25 protein-coding genes are annotated in these 23602 nt (G+C 60.3%); 16 read left to right on the top strand and 9 right to left on the bottom strand.

Annotated elements, in window-relative coordinates; genetic code table 11:
• Positions 1–36: 36 nt before the first annotated feature.
• From B2G88_RS09390 to B2G88_RS09375, 4 genes are all read left to right on the top strand, one after another.
• The gene (locus B2G88_RS09390; protein ID WP_087714619.1) at positions 37–840 is read left to right on the top strand and encodes a shikimate dehydrogenase; all 804 of its coding nucleotides are present in this window, start codon (positions 37–39) and stop codon (positions 838–840) included.
• Positions 841–966: 126 nt separating this feature from the next.
• Complete coding sequence (locus tag B2G88_RS09385; RefSeq protein WP_087714618.1) at positions 967–1743, top strand: DUF4332 domain-containing protein; 777 nt, start codon at positions 967–969, stop codon at positions 1741–1743.
• Between the two features lie 153 nt (positions 1744–1896).
• Positions 1897–3501 (top strand): aminodeoxychorismate synthase, component I, encoded by a 1605-nt coding sequence (gene pabB, locus B2G88_RS09380; RefSeq protein ID WP_087714617.1) that lies wholly within the window; start codon positions 1897–1899, stop codon positions 3499–3501.
• Positions 3494–4216 carry an anthranilate synthase component II gene (locus B2G88_RS09375; RefSeq protein ID WP_087714616.1) on the top strand — a complete coding sequence of 241 codons (723 nt, stop codon included), beginning with the start codon at positions 3494–3496 and terminating at the stop codon, positions 4214–4216. Before pabB ends, B2G88_RS09375 begins: the two co-directional genes overlap by 8 nt.
• Before the next feature lie 584 nt (positions 4217–4800).
• Here the strand turns inward: B2G88_RS09375 and B2G88_RS09365 are convergent.
• Positions 4801–5628, bottom strand: a complete 828-nt coding sequence (locus B2G88_RS09365; RefSeq protein ID WP_245835339.1) for a hypothetical protein — start codon at positions 5626–5628, stop codon at positions 4801–4803.
• A gap of 428 nt (positions 5629–6056) precedes the next feature.
• Between B2G88_RS09365 and B2G88_RS09360 the strand changes: the two genes are divergently transcribed.
• Positions 6057–6950, top strand: coding sequence for an aminotransferase class IV (locus B2G88_RS09360; RefSeq protein ID WP_087714615.1), 894 nt, complete (start codon positions 6057–6059; stop codon positions 6948–6950).
• Between the two features lie 12 nt (positions 6951–6962).
• Here the strand turns inward: B2G88_RS09360 and B2G88_RS09355 are convergent, their stop codons facing one another.
• Both B2G88_RS09355 and B2G88_RS09350 read right to left on the bottom strand, forming a co-directional pair.
• Positions 6963–7433, bottom strand: a complete 471-nt coding sequence (locus B2G88_RS09355) for a response regulator (protein ID WP_176393207.1) — start codon at positions 7431–7433, stop codon at positions 6963–6965.
• A 105-nt stretch (positions 7434–7538) separates the two neighbouring features.
• A complete protein-coding gene (locus B2G88_RS09350) occupies positions 7539–8024 on the bottom strand; it encodes an Lrp/AsnC family transcriptional regulator (protein ID WP_054862362.1) in 486 nt (161 codons plus the stop codon).
• Positions 8025–8126: 102 nt separating this feature from the next.
• On the opposite strand from B2G88_RS09350, the gene B2G88_RS09345 reads away from it, so the two are divergent.
• Positions 8127–9533, top strand: a complete 1407-nt coding sequence (locus B2G88_RS09345; protein ID WP_087714613.1) for an MATE family efflux transporter — start codon at positions 8127–8129, stop codon at positions 9531–9533.
• A gap of 2 nt (positions 9534–9535) precedes the next feature.
• On the opposite strand, the gene B2G88_RS09340 is transcribed toward B2G88_RS09345, so the two are convergent.
• The 3 genes from B2G88_RS09340 to B2G88_RS09330 all read right to left on the bottom strand — a co-directional run bounded on the left by B2G88_RS09340 (position 9536) and on the right by B2G88_RS09330 (position 11740).
• A complete protein-coding gene (locus tag B2G88_RS09340) occupies positions 9536–10735 on the bottom strand; it encodes a saccharopine dehydrogenase family protein (protein WP_054862338.1) in 1200 nt (399 codons plus the stop codon).
• Between the two features lie 113 nt (positions 10736–10848).
• A complete protein-coding gene (locus B2G88_RS09335; RefSeq protein ID WP_087714612.1) occupies positions 10849–11205 on the bottom strand; it encodes a DUF7344 domain-containing protein in 357 nt (118 codons plus the stop codon).
• Positions 11206–11443: 238 nt separating this feature from the next.
• A complete protein-coding gene (locus tag B2G88_RS09330; protein ID WP_054862339.1) occupies positions 11444–11740 on the bottom strand; it encodes a transcriptional regulator in 297 nt (98 codons plus the stop codon).
• A gap of 245 nt (positions 11741–11985) precedes the next feature.
• Between B2G88_RS09330 and B2G88_RS09325 the strand changes: the two genes are divergently transcribed.
• The 5 genes from B2G88_RS09325 (at position 11986) to B2G88_RS09305 (ending at position 17180) form a co-directional block, all read left to right on the top strand.
• Complete coding sequence (locus B2G88_RS09325) at positions 11986–13254, top strand: RNA-guided endonuclease InsQ/TnpB family protein (RefSeq protein ID WP_087714611.1); 1269 nt, start codon at positions 11986–11988, stop codon at positions 13252–13254.
• A gap of 143 nt (positions 13255–13397) precedes the next feature.
• Positions 13398–14372 carry a sugar phosphate nucleotidyltransferase gene (locus B2G88_RS09320; protein WP_054862340.1) on the top strand — a complete coding sequence of 325 codons (975 nt, stop codon included), beginning with the start codon at positions 13398–13400 and terminating at the stop codon, positions 14370–14372.
• Positions 14373–14469: 97 nt separating this feature from the next.
• Positions 14470–15051 (top strand): NfeD family protein, encoded by a 582-nt coding sequence (locus B2G88_RS09315; protein ID WP_087714610.1) that lies wholly within the window; start codon positions 14470–14472, stop codon positions 15049–15051.
• A gap of 121 nt (positions 15052–15172) precedes the next feature.
• Positions 15173–16342, top strand: a complete 1170-nt coding sequence (locus B2G88_RS09310; protein ID WP_054862342.1) for an SPFH domain-containing protein — start codon at positions 15173–15175, stop codon at positions 16340–16342.
• Between the two features lie 220 nt (positions 16343–16562).
• Positions 16563–17180, top strand: coding sequence for a winged helix-turn-helix transcriptional regulator (locus B2G88_RS09305; RefSeq protein WP_054862363.1), 618 nt, complete (start codon positions 16563–16565; stop codon positions 17178–17180).
• Positions 17181–17320: 140 nt separating this feature from the next.
• Here B2G88_RS09305 and B2G88_RS09300 read toward each other — a convergent pair whose 3' ends face one another.
• Both B2G88_RS09300 and B2G88_RS09295 read right to left on the bottom strand, forming a co-directional pair.
• Complete coding sequence (locus B2G88_RS09300; protein WP_054862343.1) at positions 17321–17554, bottom strand: DUF7123 family protein; 234 nt, start codon at positions 17552–17554, stop codon at positions 17321–17323.
• A gap of 200 nt (positions 17555–17754) precedes the next feature.
• The gene (locus tag B2G88_RS09295; RefSeq protein ID WP_087714609.1) at positions 17755–18282 is read right to left on the bottom strand and encodes a DUF84 family protein; all 528 of its coding nucleotides are present in this window, start codon (positions 18280–18282) and stop codon (positions 17755–17757) included.
• A gap of 218 nt (positions 18283–18500) precedes the next feature.
• Here B2G88_RS09295 and B2G88_RS09290 point away from each other — a divergent pair, with 218 nt between their 5' ends.
• The 4 genes from B2G88_RS09290 (at position 18501) to B2G88_RS09275 (ending at position 21599) form a co-directional block, all read left to right on the top strand.
• On the top strand, positions 18501–19481 hold the full coding sequence (locus B2G88_RS09290) for a transcription initiation factor IIB (RefSeq protein WP_054862344.1): 981 nt from the start codon (positions 18501–18503) through the stop codon (positions 19479–19481).
• Between the two features lie 62 nt (positions 19482–19543).
• Positions 19544–20227, top strand: a complete 684-nt coding sequence (locus tag B2G88_RS09285; protein ID WP_054862345.1) for a type I 3-dehydroquinate dehydratase — start codon at positions 19544–19546, stop codon at positions 20225–20227.
• Between the two features lie 79 nt (positions 20228–20306).
• Positions 20307–21044, top strand: a complete 738-nt coding sequence (locus B2G88_RS09280; protein ID WP_054862346.1) for a hypothetical protein — start codon at positions 20307–20309, stop codon at positions 21042–21044.
• 84 nt (positions 21045–21128) lie between these two features.
• Entirely contained in the window at positions 21129–21599 is a 471-nt protein-coding gene (locus B2G88_RS09275; RefSeq protein WP_054862347.1) for a zinc ribbon domain-containing protein, read from the top strand.
• A gap of 2 nt (positions 21600–21601) precedes the next feature.
• Here the strand turns inward: B2G88_RS09275 and B2G88_RS09270 are convergent, their stop codons facing one another.
• Positions 21602–22801, bottom strand: a complete 1200-nt coding sequence (locus tag B2G88_RS09270; RefSeq protein WP_087714945.1) for a 3-dehydroquinate synthase II — start codon at positions 22799–22801, stop codon at positions 21602–21604.
• Between the two features lie 110 nt (positions 22802–22911).
• On the opposite strand from B2G88_RS09270, the gene B2G88_RS09265 reads away from it, so the two are divergent.
• Positions 22912–23601, top strand: a complete 690-nt coding sequence (locus tag B2G88_RS09265; protein ID WP_054862348.1) for an HAD family hydrolase — start codon at positions 22912–22914, stop codon at positions 23599–23601.
• Position 23602: the final 1 nt, after the last annotated feature.

Raw genomic sequence — 23602 nt, 5'->3', positions numbered from 1 at the left:
ATTATAGGGTCGCCGTCCGCACTCGCGTGTATAGCAATGGACGTATTTGGACTGCTCGGCAATCCAGTTGGGCACTCGCTGTCACCACCGATGCACGAGGCGGCGTACGAGGAACTCGAGTACGACGCGCGCTACGTGACGTTCGAACCTGATCCGGACGATCTCGAGGCGGCTATCGAGGGTGCCGAGGCGCTCGGCATTACGGGACTGAACGTGACGATTCCGTTCAAACAGGACGCACTCGCGGTCGTCGACGCCGACGACCTGGCGACGCGAATCGGCGCGGTCAACACGATTGATTTCACGGGCGAGGGCGGCCCAACGGGGCACAACACGGATGCCGGCGGTGCGATGCGTGCGCTCCGAGACCACGACGTCACAATCGACGGTGCGCGCGCAGTCGTCGTCGGTGCGGGCGGCGCTGGCCGGGCGATTGCGTTCGGCCTCGCAGATGCTGGCGCGAGCGTCGCCATCGCGAACCGAACCGTCTCGAGCGCACACGACCTCGCCGAGGAAGTCCCTCGGGCGACCAGCCACGGCCTCGAATCCCTCGAGTCGCTCCTTGCTGATGCGGACGTGCTGGTTAACGCGACCAGTGTCGGGATGGAAGAGGATGCAACGCCAGTCCCTGCGGATGCCCTTCACGGCGATCTGGCAGTCATGGACGCCGTCTACCAGCCACTCGAGACACGACTCTTGCAGGATGCAGCCGCTGCCGGCGCGACAACAGTCGATGGTGCGTGGATGTTGCTCTATCAGGGCGTCGAAGCGCTCGAGTTGTGGACGGGCCGGGACGCCCCCGTCGAGTCGATGAACGAAGCGCTTCGAGAGCGGCTGTAAAGGCCGAAAGTCGGCATTCGGAGAGCTGTGTTTCGAGCACCGACGGACCGGAACGGGCTGGACAATTGGGGCAGTTCTGTATTGTATCAGGCGAATTTAAGTGAAAGAGACGACTATATCGGGATAATGGCAATCCTCGAAAAGTTGAAGTCGTTGTTGGGCCTCGGCGGGTCGGGCTCTGAGTCTCCTCCCTCTCGAGAGGTCGGGGTAACGGTCGAACGTGAAGGATCGCAGTCACCACAGGCAGACGAGTCCGCTGCTGCTGACACGAGTGCAGCGGGGTCGACTGGCTCGATGGTCGACCCGAACGACGACCCAGAGCAGGCGGCTGAACCCGCCGAAGCAACTGGTCCGTCGACAGAAACGATTACGGACACCAACACCGGGAGCGATTCGGATTCGACGCCCGAGGCAGAGTCCGTCGAAACGGTCGATCCGACCGAGAACGAGACGGATGTCGTCATCGAGGATGCAGAGGCAGACACTCCACCAGCGACAGAGCCGGAGACGGACACAGAAACGGGTTCCGACTCGAGTGAGGCCGTGGACGATTCTGATGAGGCCGAGACGGATACCGACGAACCGGATATCGACGAAACGACAGCGGAAGAGTCGGACACCGACGCAGAGTCGGACGCCGACACTCCGGATGCCGACACTGTGGACGCGGCCGCCGATACCGAGGACGACGCCGATGCAGCCGACACGACCGACGACGACACCGCGAGCGAATCCGTCGATGTCATCAAGGGCATCGGCCCGGCCTACGCCGACCGACTCGAGGACGCGGGCGTTGACTCCGTCGCCGACCTTGCTGATGCGGACGCCGCGTCGCTGTCCGACCAGACTGATATTTCTGAAAAACGCATTCAGGGCTGGATCGACAAGGCGCAGGTTCGATAACGCGACTTCCGACCGTCTTCGTCCCTGATTTTCGACTCTCGAGTGCTGCGGTCGCTGCGTGAGTGTTCCAACACACCGCTTGGTGTGTCCGTCGCAGTGTCTGTATCCGCCGGGACCGAAAGAAGATTAGTTGCGCACCCGCTCTCGAGTGATATGAGCGATCCGCGCGTCGTGACAACGCTCGAGGCGTTTCGAGCCGCCGCGTCCGCGAGTGTCGAGATGGACGACTCCGACGGCGCGACGGACGAGCGCAGCGTTCGCGTGCCGGTCGAGGTGCAATTCGAGGTTTCGGATCCGTTTGAGGCATACTGTCGTGCGCGCGACGGCGACGGCGGAAGTGTCCTCGAGACGACGGGCGGCCAGCCTGGGTGGGGCTATTTCGGCGTTGACCCAGTCGAGCGCCTGACCTGTTCGGCCGACGCAGTCGCGCTCGCCGAGGACTGCGACGCCGACAGTGGACCGGCCGATACCGCCCCCACGCTCGCCGCACTCGAGGGACTCCTTGACGGCGAGTCCTTGCTTCGCGGGGAGTGTTCCGTGCCCTACCCCTGTGGCGCAATCGGCTGGCTCTCGTATGACGTTGTGCGCGAACTCGAGGATCTCCCCGAGTCGGCTATCGACGACCGCAGTCTGCCCCAACTCGAGGTGGGCGTCTACGACCGGTTGGCATCATGGGAGGGACCAACCGAGCCTGGAGAGCCGGTGACGCTTCGGATAACGGCCTGTCCGCGTCTCGAGTCAGACTCCGAGGATGCCGTCGAGCGTGCCTATGAACGAGGCAGGGAACGCGCACTCGAGTTGGCTCGCGCCGTCCGCGACGGTGAGCCGACAGTTGGCGAACCGCCAGTATCAGCGACGGAAGCAACCTTTGAGAGCGACTGCGGTCGAGAGGCGTTCGCCGACCGCGTTCGACAGGTCAAAAGCTACGTCCACGATGGCGATACGTTTCAGGCGAACATCTCTCAGCGACTCGTTGCCCCCGCCGCTGTCCACCCCGTTGCAGCCTACGACGCCCTTCGGCGGGTAAATCCCGCGCCCTATTCGTGCTTGCTCGAGTTCCGCGCCGCCGATCTAGTAAGTGCAAGTCCCGAGTTGCTTCTCGAGCGAGTTGATGAATTCGTCCGAACGGAGCCGATTGCCGGCACTCGCCCGCGCGGTGACACCCCCGTGGAAGACGACGCACTCGAGGCAGACCTCCTCGAGGACGAGAAAGAACGCGCCGAACACGCGATGCTAGTCGACCTCGAGCGCAACGACCTCGGCAAAGTGTGTGCCTACGGCTCCGTCACAGTCGAGGAGTACCGCCGCATCGACCGCTACTCGGAAGTGATGCATCTCGTCTCGGACGTAACCGGCCGATTGCGCGAGGGACAGTCGCTGTCCGATGCAATCGCCGCCGTCTTCCCCGGCGGGACGATCACTGGCGCGCCCAAACCCCGAACGATGGAGATCATCGACGAACTCGAGGCGACTCAACGCGGCCCCTACACTGGCAGTGTCGGCATCTTCGGCTTCGACGGCCGGGCGACGCTAAACATCACGATTCGGACGCTGGTTCGCCATGCCGAGGAGTATCACCTCCGGGTTGGTGCCGGAATCGTTCACGATTCGGAGCCGTATCGTGAGTACGACGAAACCCTCGATAAGGCCCGCGCACTCATTACAGCCGTCGACGAGGCGCTCGGCCAGCGCGCGGATATGGCACTCGAGGAGTCGCCCGCTGACTCGAGTGATACTGGCGGTGGTGTGGATGACTGAGCCGCCAGCGGTCGACGGTGTGGCCGAAGACGAGGCACAGACGCGAACGCGGATCCTTGTCGTGGACAACTACGATTCGTTCGCGTACAACCTCGTCCAGTACGTTGCCGAAGCAGTCGCTTCGGCAGGCCCTGCGGCGGCGGACGTCGGTGAAGTTGCAGACACGGTCATCGTCCGGCGAAATGACGAAATCGACCTCGAGGATGTTCGCGATCTCGATCCGACGGGAATCGTGGTGTCGCCCGGACCGGGCACACCACAGGACGCCGGCATCTCAATGCCGCTGTTTGCCAAAACCGAGTATCCCATTCTGGGCGTTTGTCTCGGCCATCAGGCACTATGTGCCGCAAACGGCGCGCCAGTCGTCCACGCACCGCACGTCGTCCACGGCAAGCCATCCGCGGTAAGCCACAACGGCGAGGGCCTCTTTGCCGGCCTTCCCGAAGGGTTTCAGGTCGGGCGCTATCACTCGCTGGCCGTCGAACGTGAGAATCTTCCGGACACACTCGAGGAGACGGCTCGAACGGCCGACGAGCGCGGGGTGTTGATGGCTGTTCGCCACCGTGAGAAACCTCATCTCGGGGTGCAGTTCCATCCGGAAAGTATCCTGACGCGCGAGCGTGGCGACGACACAGGCGACGACGGGATTTCCCTGCGGGTCGGCAAACAGATGATCGCGAACTTCTGTCGCTTCGCCGCACAACTCGAGGAGTGAACACCGTCCAAAGCTGTGAACGCTCGGCGGTGCTGCGCGGTAAGTCGACACTGCTCTCACTCGAGGACCGACACGCCGTCGGGGTCGATCACGACTCGGTAGCCGGCGTACTCGAAGCGGACGGAGCGGCCCGGATTCGACTCGAGCACGGCGGTCAGTGTGTTGGGTCGATGTCCTTGGACAGCGCCGGCAGGACCGTCGGGTGGCAGTTCTCACGGCCTGCGATACGATTGGGTGCCGTACAGAGTGCTGGGTGCATGGATGTGGGTCTGGGGAGGGGAGCACGCTACACTCGCGAAAGATTGTGCCGGCAGCTATTGGATTCCACAACGGAATCCAACACTGATCTATCGGACGGGACCTCAACAACCGCGAGTGTCCAATATGCCTACAAGGCGCTTTGAAACTTCCAATTGATGATAAAAGTAGTCTGCTGACTGCAGATGATGCGTTCCGCACAGAGGCGTCGTTTGTCTCACGGTAACGACGACAAACCAACTACTGTCTCATGGTAACGACGACAAACCAACTACTCGGTAGACCGACTTTCTGTGCACAGTCACTATCGACATCCCGGGAGTTTCTTATCTTGAGAGAGTCTGACGGATACGTTCTACTATTGTTTCCTCATCAGTCGTTTCGACCGGTTCTTTCCCGCCGTCACCCATCTTTTCTCTCGTGTCTCCATCGTCGTCTTCCCCTTCTTCGAACATGTCGCCCAGTTCTTCACTACCCTCTTCGAACATGTCATCCACTTCTTCACCACCCTCTTCGATCATTTCACCAGTCTCTTCACTGCCGTCTCTGACCGTCCCGCCTACTTCGTCGCCACCCCCTTCAACCGTCTCAGCTGTTTCCTCACCACTTTCTTCGACCATCTCACCGGCCTCTTCACCACTCTCTTCGATCATCTCGCCGGTCTCCTCGCTCCCTTCTTCAAGCATCTCGCCCGCCTCTTCACCACTCTCTTCGACTATCTCACCGATCTGTTTGCTTCCCTGTTCGATCTGATCGCCGACCCCCTCACTGGACTCTCTAATTCGATTGGCGACGTTCTCCGTTGTTTCCTCCGTCTTTTCCGCTACTTTTTGACCACCTTTCTGGACTTGATCAGCCGCGCCGTGGGTCATCCCCCACGTACGACTTTTGACCGTGTCAGTGACTCCATAGCCCTGCTTCGGGGAACCGTCGCTCTCAGAACCGACCTTTTCCCGTACTGGACCAAGCCAATCTCGGAGCACGTACCCAAGGCCGATGAGAGTCACGATATCAATTAGACGGGGACGGGATTGTCCCTCCTCAGTAGTCGTCGTCTCCTCATCGCTGATTTCTATCTCTCCCTCGCTCGTCGCTCTCTCTTCGTGTCTAGTCGTCCCCGCGTATGCAGTTGGCATGTCTCTCTTGTCTGACATCACGTCTTATTAGGAGTCCTACAGGCAGTATTCTTCGGCCAGCAACAGCAAGTCAAAAAATGGCAGACAGATCGTCATTCTCCAAACAGTATGTGACGGGTAATAGACGATGGATTGAAAATACTACTATATAGACACGTAGGTTCACTTCTGGTAGAAGGCCGTCCGGTCTGAACAGGGGATCAACGTACTGCTGGCTAGCCAGTTAGTGAGCAATACACGCTATGCACTGAGCATTCGCTCTTCTACAGTCATTACCTCTCCGCTCAAGTCACAGTTGCGCTGTCTGTGCAACACGACTCCTGAACCCTATCCGTGACTGAGGATTTCGACAGGGCAGCCTCCGGCATTTTGTCAGCGAAGATGAGACTGGATAGTGGGGTTGATAGTACTCCGAGTACCACGACGAGACGACCCAAGAACAGCCGATGACCGATGACCCAATCTACCACGTCGACGGCGACCTCGTTCCCGCGAGCGAGGCGACCGTCAGCGTTGACGACCGTGGCTTTCGCTACGGTGACGCCGCCTTCGAGACCATGCGCGCCTACGGCGGCACGATTTTCGCATGGGATCGCCACCGCGAACGACTCGAGCGCACCTGTAAAGCCCTCTCGCTTTCCCACGGGCTCTCGGACAACGACCTCCGCGCGCGGATCGACGAGACGCTCGCGGCGAACGACCTCGCGGACGCCTACGTGCGGCTGTCGATTACCCGTGGCGTTCAGCCGGGCAAACTCACGCCACAGCCCGCGGTCGATCCAACCGTCGTCATCTACGTCACACCGCTCCCGCGTGGTGGCCTCGAGGGGGAACCCGTCTGGGACGAGCCAGCAACGGTGCAATCAGTTGAGACGCGACGCGTTCCCGCGGCGTCGGTGCCAGCGACGGCGAAGACGCACAATTACCTGAACGGCATTCTCGCACGCACGGAACTCCAGGCGAGTGATGAGCCGGCGGACGAGGCGCTTATGTTGGATTGTTCGGGCTCCGTTGCCGAAGGCGCGACGAGCAACCTGTTTTTCGTCGCGGATGGCGTGGTACACACGCCGACGCTCGAGGCCGACGTGTTGCCAGGAATCACCCGCGAGTTGGTTCTCGAGGGCGCTAGGACAGTCGGACTCGAGACTCGAGCGGGTGAATACGACCTCACAGACGTCCGCAGTGCTGATGAGGCGTTTTTGACTAATCGGACGTGGGAACTACGCCCGATTGCGACGCTCGATGGACACTCGATTGGTGGTGGCCCGATCACGGAGCAACTCGCGCGGCACTATGATGAACGCGTCGAGAAGCGGTGTTACAGCGAGGCTGACGAATAAGTCGGTGGCGTGTCAGCCGTGTGTCGGCGGCAACTGTGCCTGTTTGATCCAGAACCGTTCGATGGCGTTGATGATCGACGTAAATCCGTCAGCATCGGATGGTTTTGTCACGTAGGCGTTTGCTGCGGTGGCATAACTGCGCTCGATGTCCGCAGTTTCATCCGAGTTCGTGAGCACGATCACCGGGAGGTGGCGCAGTTTCGATTCGGTCGCTATCGTCTCGAGAATATCGTCGCCATTCATATCGGGAAGGCTGAGATCGAGGAGGATAAAATCGGGAAGCGTTTGCGGCCGTGCCTTGAGGAGTGCGTCTAGTGCCTCATTACCGGTCGTGTAGACCTCGATCACGTACTCGAACTCCATCTCGGCGAATCCGGCACGTATCCGACGAACATCGTCTGGGTCATCTTCGATAAGAACGACCTGTACAGGCTCATCAGCAGGCCTGTGTGGTGACTGTGACCCAGTTGCGGGACGGCCCATCATCAGATTACTCCCACCGAGTGTAAATAAACCCTCGCCTTCAGTTGTCCATGGACCGAATGATTTGCCAGACAATTACTAATTTCGAAGCGTTATTGTGGGGAATTATCTATTGTCCTGTGGACCCTCTTTGCCGACGTGAGTAAACGGCTGCTGGTGTTGTTCGTCGATCACATCAGCACGGACAACCTCGAGACCGCAGTCGCGAACCGCGGTTGCAATGGTATCGATCTCGTCGGTATCCGAGCCAACAACGGTCACATGGTAGTTCTCCTCGCCAGCCAGTAGTTTCCGAACCGAGACAACGCCGTGAATCTCGAGCAGTTCTCGCGTCAGAAAGTTCGTCGGTTCGCTCGCTGTACACGTAAACAGCATGACGAGCTGGTAGCCCGCTGCTTCGTAATCGATGGTCGGTATGTAGCCACGGATAACCCCTGACTCCTCGAGTTTTTCCAGTCGGTTTCTGACCGTTCCCGCGGAGACGCCGACAGATTCCCCAATCTCTCGTGTCGTGTTGTTCCGCGCATCGTGCTGTAATTGCTGTAAAATCCCCTGATCGATATCGTCGAGTGCAATCCCATCCTCACCCATACACTCATCTTCGCCCATTCGCAAATATACGTTCTGCTCCGGTGGGAACCATCGAATGCCGGCTTCAACAGCTTCAAGCACCGGAAGCGGCGAGTGTCGTGCGTGCTTTCCGGAGGACGCGACCGGCTCTACGCCGTCTGGCGACGGGTGTTCGATCTCTCGTGGCCAGTGATGGTCGAGCAGTTCCTCCGAACGCTGATGCGGACGACCGATATCGCAGTGACCGGCCTCTTTTCACCGGCAGCGGTCGCAGCGGTCGGCCTCGCGGACCTCTACGCTCGACTCCCGCTTCGGATCGGACTCGGACTGGGGAGTGGCGTCATCGCCCTCTCGAGTCAGGATACTGGCAGTGGGGCGACGGCGAATCGAGACGAGGCAATTACACAGGCACTCGTCCTTGGGGCGGTTGCCGGCGTTCCATTTGTCTTCTTTGGCTTTCTGCTCGGTGAGTGGGCAATTGCGCTGCTGGGCGCAGAATCGGAGGTTGCCAGACAGGGTGGTATCTATCTTGCAATCATCTTCGCAACAACACCTGCCCGCCACGTTGCACTCGTCGCTGCACGGTCGATACAGGGCGCTGGCGACACGCGCACGCCGATGTACATCAACGGTGTCTCGAACGCGCTCAACATCGTCGGCACGCTCACGCTCGGCTTGGGACTCGGGATGGCACCCGAACTCAACATTATCGGGGTCGGTATCGCGACCGCGTTCGGGAACGTCTTCTCTGCGCTCGCGTTGCTCGCAGCAATCGCCAGTCCCTGGACGCCTGCTGGTTTCATCCGCCCGCGTCAGTGGACCGTCACCAAGCAGTTGCTCACAATCAGCGCCCCGCGAATCGTCGAGGGGCTCGGCTCGACCGTGATCGCGTTCCCGTTCAACGCCATCCTGTTGCTGTTTGGGACGGAAGTCAACGCCGCCTACCAGATTGGCCAGCGCGTCTACCAGCAGATCACCGCGCCGCTCTCTCGAGGGTATCGCACGGGGACGAGCATTATTGTCGGCCAGACGCTCGGCGAGGGTGACCCAGCGGGCGCACGGTACAATGGCTGGGCGGCGGCGCTGCTTGGACTCGTGACGGTGGGCAGCCTCGGCGTCGTGTTGTTCATCGGTGCCGAGTGGTTCGTCGGCTTCTTCACCGACGATCCGGAAACGCGGTTCTACGCGGCCAACTTCGCTGCGGCGTACGCGCTTGCCGCGCCTCTGACCGTACTCTACACGGTGCTTGCAGGCGCGCTGACGAGCGGCAGTGACACCAAGACGCCGTTTATCGCCCGCATCACTGGGATGCTCTTTGGGATGCTCGGGATTTCGTACGTCTTCGGCGTCGTCCTCGAGTTCGGCGTGCCAGCCATCTACGCCTCGATCATCATCTACTACCTGTGGGCGACGATCTACGTCGCCGTCGGCTTTTACCGCGGCGCATGGGTCGACCGCACACAGGCCATGATGGACGAACGCGGCAGTACACCGGGTGAAGCGTCAGGGACGGACGACTCGGCGAAGTAAAATCAGTCGTCACTCTCGAGAAGGCGTCTCGTCTCGTTTCCCACCGCCTCGTCGTCTGCCAGGTCGTCAGCGCCGGTGGTGTCGTCACCGTCACTGGATGCAGTGGACGCGGGCACTGCGAGTAGCTCGTAGTCGACGCCCTCGAACTCGAGGACGAACTCGCTGCCAAAGGCTGTTGCCGGCGTCTGGAAGCCGGGTTGAATGGCGCGCTCGTCGCCGCCGTCCGACTCGCAGCCGAGTACGCGTTCGGCAGCCGACACTGCAGACTGTGCCGTCAGTGCGTAGGGATTTGGCGTCTCGAGTCTAGCCGTTGCCCGCTGTCCGTCCTCGTCGGTCAATTCGCCCCAGATGACGGCCCGGTCAGTCGCCAGCGTCTGCTCGTCAGGGCCGTCGATGACTGTCTCGAGGCTGCGCTCGAGGACGCGCTCGACTGGTCCACAGGTGAGGACGCAACTGACCGACTCGAGTGCAGCGAGTGCGTGGCCCGCCCACGAGGGCGCACTGGCGTAGACCTCGACCGAGTCGACACCGGCGCTGTACGGTGCGGTAACGACGTCACCCCAGGGGACTGAGACCGCATCTGTCGGGCCATTGCCAAAGTCAAGTTTGCGCGTTCGAAAGCCGGCTGGGACCTTGATGAGCCGACCGTTGTGTCGGACGATCCCACCGTCAGCGAGCAGGTCGAGAACCGTTCGCGCCGTCCCACTCGAGGGCGGGCCGCTCGCCTCGACGCCGAGTGTGAGGCTGTCTGCAGTTGGCAGGCACTCGGCGAGCATCGCAGCCAGACAATCCGAGGGAACGACCTCGAAGCCGACACCGGGGACCATCGTCACGCCGGCGTCTCGTGCCTCCCGATCACGCTGGCGCAGTCGCTCGAACACAGCGACCTCGCCGGTCACATCGAGATAGTCGGTCCCAGTCTCGAGGCAGGCCTCGGTCATCGGATCGACCGTCTCGGTAAACGGTCCCGCGCAGTTCAAGACGGCGTCAAACTCCTCGAGGACGGCTGTGAGATCGTCCTCGAGTGCGAGTTGTCGCCCCTCGACGCCGAGGTGTGTTGCCTGTTCGCTGACCGCCTGGCCGTCGCGACCAGCAAGTGTCGGCGTACCCGATTCATCTTCCTCCCCTCCTCGTGTAACTGCTTCGTGCGCGACCAGACGCCCCGTATAGCCATACGACCCATAGATGAGAAGGGAGTCCATAGACCTCGTTACGTTGTGGACGTGTTAAAGCTCCGTCAGACATTCGGTAACACGTTGACACGTCTCTGGCGGTCGTGTTCGTGTTGTTCGACGCCGTCCACGCGCGATAGCCCCTAAAAAGTCGGCCAAACCAGGTCGCGCTCCTGGTCGTACTCGAGCAAGCCGGCATCGATCAGACGCGGCAAGTGGTCGTGATAGAGTGAGAGATAGACGTTTGCAACCCGGTCAGCCGACAGTTCCTGGACTGTACTGCCGGATTCCCGAACGGCAACCTCTTCGGCTGCATCCGGCAGGGTGATCTCCTCGTCGTAGGTCCGCATGACTTCGAGGAAGCGTCGCCGTCGGCTGTTCGACAAAACCCCGAGGGCTTCATCAACCGCCTCAGGTGACACCTCGCACTGCTCGAGCCACTCGAGGATCGACACGACTGTCTCGGTGCAGTCGACCGTTGAATCTGGCGTAGCTGTCATGCATATCCTCCGGCCCCTCGAGGACCATCCCCGGTGACGAGAACGTGCCAGCCGAATTCGTTCGGGAACGCGGCATTCGTGGCGCTTGCTCGAGGGTTCGTACCGGGTTCTCGCCACGGCGCTAAATATGCGTGTCGAATTAGAGACGAACAGCGGCGTGCTGCTATCCGCTACTAACGGGCATCTGCGGCCCTGATACGGCGACAGTCACAGTTCTATGCTCGACAACTCGAGAAATCTAGTCAATCGTGAACGCTGGTTCTGCGATTGATTCGCTCTTGCAGGACGGACAACGCGAGGGGAGATTCAACAACTCGTCGTAGTCGTCAAAGCCACAGTCGCGACACGTTGGTGGCGCAACGAGAAACTGCTCGTCAGCGTCGTTGCCGTCGACCGACTGGGAGACATGCTCGAGGTGGCCAACAATAGCGTGCGGTGTCAGATCGAGTTCGACGGCCAGTTCACTCGGCGTCGCCGGTTCGACTCGCAACAACTCGCGGAGTTGCTGTCGCGTCGTTTCATCAGCCTCTCGCATAGCAACAGCCACGTCGGTTGGCGGTTTATACTGATGGGATGAACAGGCGCAAAACCTCGCCGTTTACGGCGTTGACGAGACGCTTCGCGTCTCGTTCGCACACCAGAAATCAAAGATTTCTGGGGACGGGGATACGCGCCGTCACTGGATGACGCAAACCACCGATTACTGCACGGCTGGATATTCCACGCTCAATCACTATCTTTAATACGGAACATCCCATAAGTGCTTATGAACACAGTAAGATGCTGGAAACAACTCGCACCTATCGAGCAAAAATCGTCAACCACTCCCAAGTGAGCGACGACCTCGATGACTGCGGACACTCGGCATCGAAACTGTGGAACGTCGCCCGCTACCACATCCAACAAGAGTGGGACGGAACCGGCGAGATTCCGTCCGACGCCGACCTCAAGCGCGAACTAAAAGACCACGAACGATACAGTGACTTACATTCTCAGTCAAGTCAGCGAGTTCTAGAAGAGCTTGCTGAGTCGTTCAACGGTTGGTTCAAAAAGCGCAAGAACGGCGACAGAGACGCGAATCCACCCGGCTACAGAAAGCGAGGCGACAACCATCCACGCTCTACTGTCACGTGGAAGCAGAACGGCATCAAACACGATTCCAAACACAACCAAATCCGCCTGAGCAAGGGATTCAACCTCAAACAGCACCGCTCGGACTTCCTCCTCGTCGAATACGAGACGCGACCGGACGTGACCGTGGAGAACATCCAGCAAGTTCGCGCCGTGTGGAACGGCGACCGCTGGGAACTCCACCTCGTCTGCAAAGTCGAAATTCCCGTCGGGGACGCACCCGGCGACAACACGGCTGGAATCGACCTCGGTATCAGCAACTACCTCGCCATCGCCTACGACGACGGTGACGCCGAGTTGTATCCGGGGAACGTCTTGAAGCAGGACAAGCACTACTTCACCCGCGACGAGTACGACACGGAGGGCGATAACGGGCCATCGAAGCGTGCGCTCCGCGCCCGACAGAGACTCTCGTGTCGAAAAGACCACTTCCTACACGCCCTCGCCAAACACATCGTTGAGCAGTGCATCGACCACGAAGTCGGTCGCATCGCTATCGGTGACTTAAGCCAGATTCGTGAGGACGAGAACGGTGACTCGCGGAACTGGGGGAAGCGCGGGAACAAGAAACTCCACGGATGGGAGTTTGACCGATTCACCACGTTGCTCGAATACAAGGCGGAGGAATACGGTATCCTTGTTGACTGTAAAAGTGAACGAAATACGAGCAAGACGTGTTCGTGCTGTGGCCGGAAGCGTGACGCGAATCGTGTGGAGCGTGGATTGTACATCTGTGAGTCGTGTGGTGCGACAATGAACGCAGACGTGAATGGAGCGGTGAATATTCGAAGAAAGATAACTCAGAATCCTCCTACGGGGGATATGAGTAACGGTCGTTTGGCACGGCCAGTAGCCTACTTGTTCAATCAGACCTCGGGGCGTTTCGCACCGGGCGAACAAGCAGGTTGCAAACCGTAATATCCCAACACTCGGGAATCCTCGCGCTTCAGCGCGGGGAGGATGTCAAACTGATCGCTCCCGGATACTGTACGAAGAAGATAGTGTGGAAAAAAGACGCTGAAAGGGTAAGTGACTTACAGTTGCCTGCCGAAATCGCGAGCATGAAAGCCGTCGTCCTTGCTGGCGGATACGCGACCCGGCTGTGGCCGATCACCAAGCATCGGCCCAAAATGTTCCTCCCAATCGGCGAGTCGACCGTCATCGACCGTATCTTCGTCGAACTCGAGGCAGACGACCGAGTTGACGAGGTCTTCGTGAGCACGAACGAACGCTTTGCGGCTGAGTTCGAGGCCCACCTGGCAGAGAGTGAGTTCGAGAAACCAACGCTGTCAATCGAGGATACTGCCGACGAAGACGAAAAATTCGGCGTCGTCGGCGCGCTCGCACAGTTAATCGAGCGAGAAAACGTCGATGATGACCTGCTCATTATCGCCGGTGACAACCTGATTAGCTTCGACACCACTGAATTTCTCGACTACTTCCAGGAGAAAGACGCGCCGACGCTTGCCGCCTACGACGTTGGCTCGCGCGAAAAGGCAAAATCCTACGGTCTCGTCGACCTCGAGGACGACCGCGTCGTTGACTTTCAGGAAAAACCAGACGAGCCGAACTCGACACTCGTCTCGATTGCCTGCTATGCGTTCCCGAAGGAATCGCTCGACTTGCTTCCAACCTATCTCGAGGAGGGGAACAACCCCGACGAACCCGGCTGGTTCGTCCAGTGGCTGCAAAACCGCGAGGCGACCTACGCCTACACGTTCGAAGGCGCGTGGTTCGACATCGGCACACCCGAGAGCTACCTCGACGCCGTCGCCTGGCACCTCGATGGCAACTCGCTGGTCGCCGACTCCGCGACGCTCGAGGATGCGACCATCGGCGACAACGTCCACATCATGGGCGACGTCACGCTCGAGGAGACGACTGTCGACCACGCAGTCATCTTCCCGGATGCGACGGTCCGGAACAGTGAGATTCGGCGTTCGATTATCGACGAGAACACACACCTCGAGGATATCGCACTCGCGGGCGCGCTCATCGGTGCGCATACGACGATAACGAACGGCTCGTCACAGTAATACTACTGTTTATCGTAGTGACGCCTCTCGATTTCGGAGTTACACGGCGAGTGAATCGCAGTAAACATTTAATCGGGGTGAGCCCTTAGACCCAGGTATGCTCGAGGCCCTCATGGGGAACATGCCGCTTTTGTTGCTGTCGGTCGGGCTCATACTGATGGCGCTCGAGGCGCTGTCTCCCGGCGCACATCTGATCGTCATCGGCGTTGCGCTGGCCGGGGCCGGTCTGCTTGGACTGTTGCTTCCCATCCCGGCAAATCTGATCGTGCTGGCGGCGTTAACGCTCGGTATCGGCGCTATCGCGGCGTACATCTACAACGAGTTCGACTTCTACGGTGGGAAGGGCACCGCCCAGACATCCGACTCGGACTCGCTGGCTGGAACGACGGGCTACGTCACCGAAACGATCACCAACCGCAGCGGCGAAGTGAAACTCAACGAAGGCGGCTTTGCACCCTACTACAGCGCCCGAACGACCAGCGGGACAATCGAAGAGGGTGAAGAGATCATCGTCCTTGACCCCGGCGGTGGCAACGTCCTCACCGTCGAATCACTCGGTGCAATCGGCGAAGACGAAATCGACCGCGCGCTCGCAGAAGAAGCCGCTCGCAGTCGCGAGCAGGAGTCGGCGACCGATGCCGACACACAGCCCGAACGAGAAACCGAACGCTCGAGTTAACGCCACTCGAGCGGTTTTAGCCATTGTTGTCTCCGATTCTCTGTATAAAAACGCCGCTGTGCAGTTAACATGTTGTGAAAACAAGGGAACGCTTTTTACGTCACCGACATAATCCCGCACCATGGTCGTAGACATAATTCCACTCCAAGCCGCCGAAGGAGCATTGCTTTTTATCGGTGCACTCGTCCTCGTGGTCGTTCTCGCCGCACTCCTCAGTGCGATTGAGATCGTCGACGCATACGAGAAACGTGCCCTGACCGTCTTCGGAGAGTACCGCAAACTCCTCCAGCCGGGTATCAACTTCGTCCCACCGTTCGTCTCGAACACCTACCGGTTCGACATGCGAACGCAAACACTCGACGTGCCCCGACAGGAAGCAATCACGCGCGACAACTCGCCCGTCACCGCCGACGCCGTCGTCTACATCAAGGTGATGGACGCGAAGAAAGCCTTCCTCGAGGTCGACAACTACAAGAAGGCCGTCTCCAACCTCGCCCAGACCACCCTCCGTGCCGTCCTGGGTGACATGGAACTCGACGACACGCTCAACAAACGCCAGGAAATCAACGCGCGCATCCGCCAGGAACTCGACGAACCCACCGACGAGTGGGGTATCCGTGTCGAGTCCGTCGAGGTCCGTGAGGTCAACCCATCGAAGGACGTCCAGCGCGCAATGGAGCAACAGACTTCCGCAGAGCGCAAACGCCGTGCCATGATTCTCGAGGCACAGGGTGAACGCCGCAGTGCCGTCGAGAAGGCAGAAGGTGACAAGCAGTCCGAAATCATCCGCGCACAGGGTGAAAAACAGAGCCAGATCCTCGAAGCGCAGGGTGACTCGATTTCGACCGTCCTGCGAGCGAAATCCGCCGAATCGATGGGCGAACGCGCCATCATCGACCAGGGAATGGAGACGCTCGCCGAAATCGGCCAGAGCGACTCGACGACGTTCGTCATGCCCCAGGAACTCACCTCGATGGTCGGCCGGTACGGTAAACACCTCTCGGGCAGTGACGTCAAAGACGACGGCGACTCACTCGAGAGCCGTGACTTCGACGAGGAGACTCGCGAACTGATCGGCCTCGACGACATCGCCGAGATCATCGGTGAGATCGACGAGGAAGCCGAGATGGATCTCGAGGCGATGGAACAGGAAGCCCAGGCGATTAAAGAGGGCAAAGACGCCGGAACCATCACCGATCCCGACGAAGTCATCGAAGAGATGGATCAGGATTTCCAGGGACAGACTGACGGCGGAACCGACGTGGACGCCGAACCGAACTCGAGCAACTAAGACTCGAGTCGCTGCAGTTCGACTCGAATAGGCGCTGTAACGACCGTTCTCTTTCTCTTGGAGTCGTCGTAAGAAGTGATTACTCCGTTGGCCCACAGCCGACAGAACCTAATCAACGACTACAGAACCTGATACGTTAAAATGCATGAAATTCGAGTGGCAATGAACGAATTGGAGCGAAACCTGTTTTAGGTCCCAGCCCATGATGGACCGTAGAGACATGACATCGCCCGATGGGGTCGACGACAATAAACGCTCGACCCTGCGCCGGTTTGCTGCCCTCGGTGCCGCCGCACCGGTTGCTGGTTTTTCGGAACCGGCAGCGGCGGATACAGGTGAAAGCGACGCACGCGATGCGATTGCTGGCTATCTCTCGACCACTCCCGGAGCCCACTTCTCGAAGATTCGCGATGATCTCCAACTCGGCACCGGCGAAACCCAACACCACCTCCGTCGCCTCGAGGAACTCGAGGTACTCGAGCAGTTCAGCGACGGCGATTACAAACGCTTTGTCCCTGCGGATCGCTTCGATGAGTTCGAGAAACGGACGCTTGGCTACCTTCGCCGAGATACCCCACGCGGGATGATTATTGAACTCCTTTTGGACCCGGATGCGACTGCCGGTGATCTGGCCGACTCGCTTGACGTGTCCCCGCCGACGGTCAGCAAATACGCCGGCAAACTCGAGGAAGCGGGGCTCCTCTCTCGAGACGACGGCTACGCGGTTGAACGCCCGGCAACGGTGATGATGCTCGTCGTTCGCCACGCCGATTCCTTCGGTGAGCGAGCGGGCGAGCTTGCCCAGAACGCGGATCAGTTCCTCGAGTACGAGGGCTAACTCGTTCGACAGCGATAGTGGGTCCGCACGTCCAACAGCGTGCGCTGTCAGCTGTGACGGAGAGCCTCGAGGTCACTCGAGAGACGAACGGTCGGGTTCAAAACGAAACGGAAACCGCACTCGCGCGATCGGACTGCAACTTAGATGTTGACTTTCCAGGTCGTACTCGAGGAGTAGCCCCATTTCTCGATATCGACGTCGTAGTCGCCGTTTTGGATCGCGGTGATGTTCGAGCCGACCTCTTTGGCAGTCATGCCCAGCTCCTTGCCGATAAGCCGCGATTTGAAGTAGGTCTTCGTCGCGGCGTTCTCTCGCAGGTAGCGGAGAATCTGCTGCTGTTTGCTCGTGAGGTCGGGTGCCATTGCGGTGCTCATACACCAACGCATGATGGACACACTCTTAGGGGGTTTGGTACGCGCGGTTAACCCGCCGCAGTCATGCGATTTTCGACCCAAGTAATCACGTAATAATCGGTGGGAAACACTGTGTTGGTACAGCCGGTTAATTCATCCCATTTCGTGACCGTCGCACACAGCGACCGTTTCAACGCGCCAATACAGGGTTTCGGAGCGCGCTACTCGAGTTGGTAGGCGTAGTGGTCAACCTGAAAGGGGCCAAACGCGCACGCGAGTGCATCACCAAGTGCGCCGGCCCGGTCGAGCAAGTCAGCAGAGAGAACACCCGCTGCGCCGGTGGTCTCTGCAATGGCGTTCGTGTTACAGACATCGTCCATCACTGGTCCGAGTTCCTGCCCATCCTCGAGTCGGTTGGCAATGTGGTCGGGCAGCCGAATCGACGGCCCGCCACCACGCTCGAGTCGCTCGCCATCGGTGACGGCGGCCCACATGATCAGGTATAGCCCTGGAGTCTCCTCGAAGCGCGCGACGCCACCCTCGAGACCAACGCCGTAGTCTGCTGGGTCCGCTGTGAGTGCCCGCCGAGCGCGGTTTTCGGCTCCGGTGATCGTCTCTGCAACCGACCAGGGCTGTTCCGGAATGCCGGAGTCGACTGCGACCGCGGTCACAGTCGGGTCGAATCGCTCGAGGGTTTCTTCGACGGCCTCGAGTTTCACTGGGTTCGTGCTGCCGACGGCGACGTGCATGGCGTTTCGTTGCGAGCGTCGGTAGTTGGGTGTGACGATCCGTCGTGTTTCGATATATCAATGTTATGTTTTCTCATACCTTTTTGGCCGAATTACCGGTTTTCATGGAGTATCGGACTTCAATTTCGAAAGCATTATACGCGGAGTCTTTGAATCCAGTAGGTAACGACTTCGTCCGGACTTTTGCTACAGACTGTCCGGGCAGCACTCGCCATCGCATGACCAACGCACAATCGAACACAAGAGTCCGGCGTACCGAACGAGAATCGACTGACGAAGAGACAGAAACTGAATCGAACGATCTTGCCTGCCCGGAATGTGCGGGTAACCTCGTCGTTGACGACGAACACGGCGAAACCGTCTGTGAAGACTGTGGCCTCGTCGTCGAAGAGGATTCCGTCGACCGCGGCCCCGAATGGCGCGCATTCGACGCCGCCGAGAAGAACGAAAAGTCCCGTGTCGGTGCACCGACGACGAACACGATGCACGACAAGGGTCTCTCGACGAACATCGACTGGCGCAACAAAGACGCCTACGGCAACTCGCTTGGCTCGCGCCAGCGTGAGAAGATGCAGCGCCTGCGCAAGTGGAACGAGCGCTTCCGTACCCGCGACTCCAAAGAGCGCAACCTGAAACAGGCACTCGGCGAAATCGACCGCATGGCGAGCGCACTCGGACTCCCGAACAACGTCCGCGAAACCGCTTCTGTCATCTACCGCCGCGCACTCGACGAGGACCTCCTGCCCGGCCGCTCCATCGAAGGTGTCTCGACCTCGTGTGTCTACGCCGCCGCGCGTCAGGCTGGCGTCCCTCGGAGTCTCGACGAAATCGCCGACGTCTCCCGTGTCGAGAAAAACGAGATTGCTCGCACCTACCGCTATGTCGTCCGCGAACTCGGCCTCGAGGTCCAGCCCGCTGACCCAGAGAGCTACGTCCCACGCTTCGCGTCGGGTCTCGACCTCTCGGATGAAGCAGAACACCGCGCTCGCAGCCTGCTCCAGAACGCCAAAGAAAAGGGCGTCCACTCGGGCAAGTCGCCGGTTGGTCTCGCGGCTGCTGCCGTCTACGCCGCAGCCCTGCTGACCAACGAAAAGACCACGCAGGCTGCCGTCTCCGACGTTGCGGATATCTCCGAAGTCACCATCCGCAACCGGTATCACGAACTGCTCGAGGCCGAGGAAACGCTCGGTGTGGCCTGAACGACCTCGCTGAACCCGACAATCGAACCGCTTTTCTCGCCGCCCACCACACCCGATAGCAAATGGGCTTGCAATTCGATTCGTTCGTCCTGACTGCCGCAACTGCTGATCTCGCCGACGAGCCGGCCGCTCGAGACCACGCCGATGCTGTTGAGTTTCGGATGGACTTAGCCGAGACAGACCCGCTCGAGGCGCTTCGCGAGTACGACGGCGAGTTGCCGATTCTTGCGACCAACCGCGCTGCCTGGGAGGGCGGCGAGTGGGAGGGTGACGATGACGAGCGGCTTGCAGAACTCGCCGCAGCCGCCCGACTCGAGGGCGTTGAGGCCATCGATATCGAACTCGAGTCGTGTCGGTCGGGGGCGGCAGAGACAGTTCTCGAGGCGGCAGCAGACAACGACGTCTCAGTCGTCGCTTCGGCCCACGATTTCGAGGGGACGCCCTCGGAGTCCGAAATGGTCGAGACGCTCACTGCGGCCTGTGAGTACGCCGACGTTGGGAAACTCGCGGTGACGGCCCACGAGCAGGGTGATGCACTCGCCGTTCTCTCGGCGACCCACCAGCTGACGACGGCGGGCGAGACGGTCGCGACGATGGCGATGGGCGAGGCGGGAAGTCACACGCGCGCTGTTGCCCCGCTGTACGGCTCGCGGATCGGCTATGCGCCGGTCGATCCCGCCGACGCGACCGCGCCGGGACAGTACGACCTCGAGACGCTGTCGACGCTGATCGAGGCGCTCGAGTGATCGAGTAACCGGGTGGCAGCGCCTTCTTCGCGCCGTAAACGACGCCATACCAATAGGTGTCCTCGAGGTCTGCCGTCGTATGGAATCGACGGAGACGGCGACGCTCGAGTCACTCGAGAGTCACGAGAGGACGCACAGTGTCGAGCGCGACGCGGCGTCGGCGAGAAGGCTCAACAGTGGACTTAGCGCTCCCGCTGGTGCTGGCAACGACGACGCTCTCGCGTCACTATTGTGTGCCACCGTCGCCGTCGACCGAACCGAATCGGGGCAGTTACGCCTCGAGCCATCGTTTCGAGCCGCCTGGACCGACCGCCTGCTCGCAATTCGAGAGCGAGGGACTCGCCTCGAGGCGCTGGCAGCCTCCCTCGAGACAGATGCTCGGCGGCTGGAGCTGTCGGTCGAACCGGACGGCTTCGTCGCGACCTGTGGTCGCGACCGAGTGGGCTGTTGGCCATCGAATGCGGCGTTGCTCGCCGATCTCGCAGCCGCGTCGGTGCTTGAGACGCGCGGCGAGACCTGGCACGGGTTCGACGAGGACGAACGCGGGAGGATCCTGACGGCGCTTCGAGTCTTTCTCGAGCGGTGTCCGAACTGTGACGGCGAGATTCTCGAGACGGAGCCGCCGACTGGCTCGCTGGCGGGTGAAAATCGACCGCCAGCGAATCGAGAGGAGACATCACAGGGATTGCTGCCGGACTCGAGTCAGCCACCATCGCCACCATCATCCGACAGTCTCGAGTCACGTGATGACAGTCTCACCCTCACGTGTGGCTCCTGTGGCGTCATGCTCGTTCGAACGCCGTATCCAACCGGGTGACTCGTTGGCGGCGCTCGAGGAACTGATTTCGACCGGCGAGCCAGAACCGGAATGTTAACCAGTCGGCTCTTCTAGTGTCTGACTATGTCATGGTTTCGTGCACTCCTCGCCGGGGGTCTTTCGGTTATCTTACCCGGCGCAGGGCACGCAGTGTTGCGTGACTGGGTTCGGGCGCTGATCTTTGCGGGTCTATACCTCTCCGCAATCGCGCTCTTTTTCCCCGTCGAACAGATTGCCAGTGCCGGTTCGATCACTGAGGGTGCTGAACTGGCCCAGGAAACGGAGACGATGGGACAGTTCGTCCTCTCGTTTATCGTCCTCTTTGCGGCAATTGACGCGACCTTCCGCTCACTTGGATTCCCGCCGAACTCCTCGTCTGCGGATGTCGAGGGCCCGACCTGCCCCGAATGCGGAAAAGAACTTGACGATGACCTCGAGTTCTGTCACTGGTGTACGACCCGCCTCGAGCCACGCGGCGAGGAAGTAGATGAAGACGACGACGCCGAAGCTGAAACCGATCCAGACCGAACCGAAGCCGAACCAAAAGAAGCCTAGCGCTACTTTTCGATAATACTCTCTTCGACGGCCTCGCCGAAGTGCCGCGCCGTATCCTCGTAGTACAGCAACATCTCGTCGCCGGCCTCGAGGTCGGTCACTGCCTTTCGCCCCTCGCTGGTCGAGACTTTGATCGTCTCGGCGTTCTGTAGCAGGGTTTCGACGCGGTCGCCCGACTGGGCCTCGAGTGCGACGCGGAACATTGGTCGTTGCTCGATTTTGACCCGGCCGACGATGGCTTCGCGGGTGTTGCCGTCGGTGTCGAGGATCTGGACCTCGTCGCCGCTCTGGAGTTCCGAGAGGTACTTCGTGCCGCCGTCTGGCGTCCGGACGTAGGCGTGGACCGCGCTCGCGTTGACCCGGAAGGGCCGCGAGGCGACGTACGGCGATTCGGCGGTTTCGGCGTGGACGAAGACGAGTCCGCGCGCCATCGAGCCGACGAGCATCCCCTCGTCGTGCTCGAGCAGGCTGCCGGTGTCGATACAGACCCGGTCGGCGCTGCCAGCGCGTTCGATCTCGAGGACCTCGGCGTACTCCAGATCGAGCGTCTCGCGTTCGGCCTCGTCGCGAACCTCGACGGTCTTGCGGATCTCGTCGGGATCGCTCGAGTCGAGCAGGACCGAGTCGGAGCCGATCTCGAGGGTTTCGAACGCCGTCTTCGCTTCGTCGGCGCTCGTGACGCCAGCGACGAGGTCGGTCTCGTCACCGATGCGGGCGATCAGATTCTCGAGGGGGATGATCGTCCAGTCCTCGCCGATGATGATCGTATGGTCGGCTTCCTTGGCGGCCGTTTCGGCGAACGCTTCGTACTCTTTGTCGAGGATGCGGACGTATGCGCCGCGTTCGACATCGACGTCACGGCGCAGTGTCGAGAGGTCGGCAGAGCCAGAGAAGTCCTCCGGCATGTCGATTGTTGCGTCGCCTTCGCCGTCTTTGCCGACGACGATAGCGTCGGGTTCGGCGTCATCGCTCGCTCCGATGTGTTCGATTTCGTCGTCTTCGGCGTCATCGACGAGCGTCACGTCGCCGTTGGTTCGGAACGCGGCGACGTTGATATCACCGAGATTTCGAACGCGTTCGACGTCTGCTTCATCGACGAGCACCCAGTCGACACCCGCCTCGAGTGCGGTGGTGATCCGCTCGCGGCGTTCGTCCCAGTCACCGACGCTGTTGTCGGCTTTAATCCAGACTGATCGTGTCATAGTTCGACGGTCGAAGGGAACTGGCTTGAACGTGGCGAATGCCACAGACGGGTTCGACATATCGCGCCCCGTCGAAACGTTAAGGGTCGTCTCGCGCGTATTTCGGGCAGATGGCTGCCTACGACGCGATCTGTTTCGATCTTGATCGGACGCTTTGTGAGCCGACACAGGATCCTGCAGCGCTTCTCGAGACGACCTTCGACCGAGCCGGCTGTGATCCCTTCTGTAGCCCTGCGGATCTGCGGGCCGCGATCCCAGCGCTTCCGACCGCCGAAACGGACAGGGAGTTTTACGAGAATCTCTTTGCAGAAGTCACACAGCGTTCTGAGACGACTATCGACGCCGCACAGGTGCCGACACTCGCCGATGCCTATCTCGAGTGTACAGATCCAACGGCCGTCGAGTTCCGGCCGGGCGCGGCCGCCGCCCTCGAGTATGCACGCGAGCGCGCACAGGTTGCACTCATCACGAACGGCGGACGCAAGACGCAGACCCAAAAGCTCCAGACGCTCGATATTGCAGACGCATTCGACGTTCGCGTCTTCACCGAACCGAGCGCCGGTATCTACCCGAAACCCGACGCCGCCCCCTTCGAGTACGCACTCGGTGAACTCGAGGCCACACCCGACCGCGCGCTTCATATCGGCGACTCGGTCCACGCGGATATCGCGGGCGCAAACGCGATGGGTCTCGATTCGGCGCTGGTCGCGACGGACGGCGGCACTGACGTCACTGACGGGAACGGGCACCGGCCGACCTACGAACTCGAGTCGCTCGAGGCGTTCGAGTCGATCATCTAGC

It is taken from the genome of Natronolimnobius baerhuensis (genome assembly GCF_002177135.1).
GTDB classification, from domain to species: domain Archaea; phylum Halobacteriota; class Halobacteria; order Halobacteriales; family Natrialbaceae; genus Natronolimnobius; species Natronolimnobius baerhuensis.
Note: the sequence above shows the minus strand (reverse complement) of the source record. Positions and strands in the feature narration are given on the sequence as shown.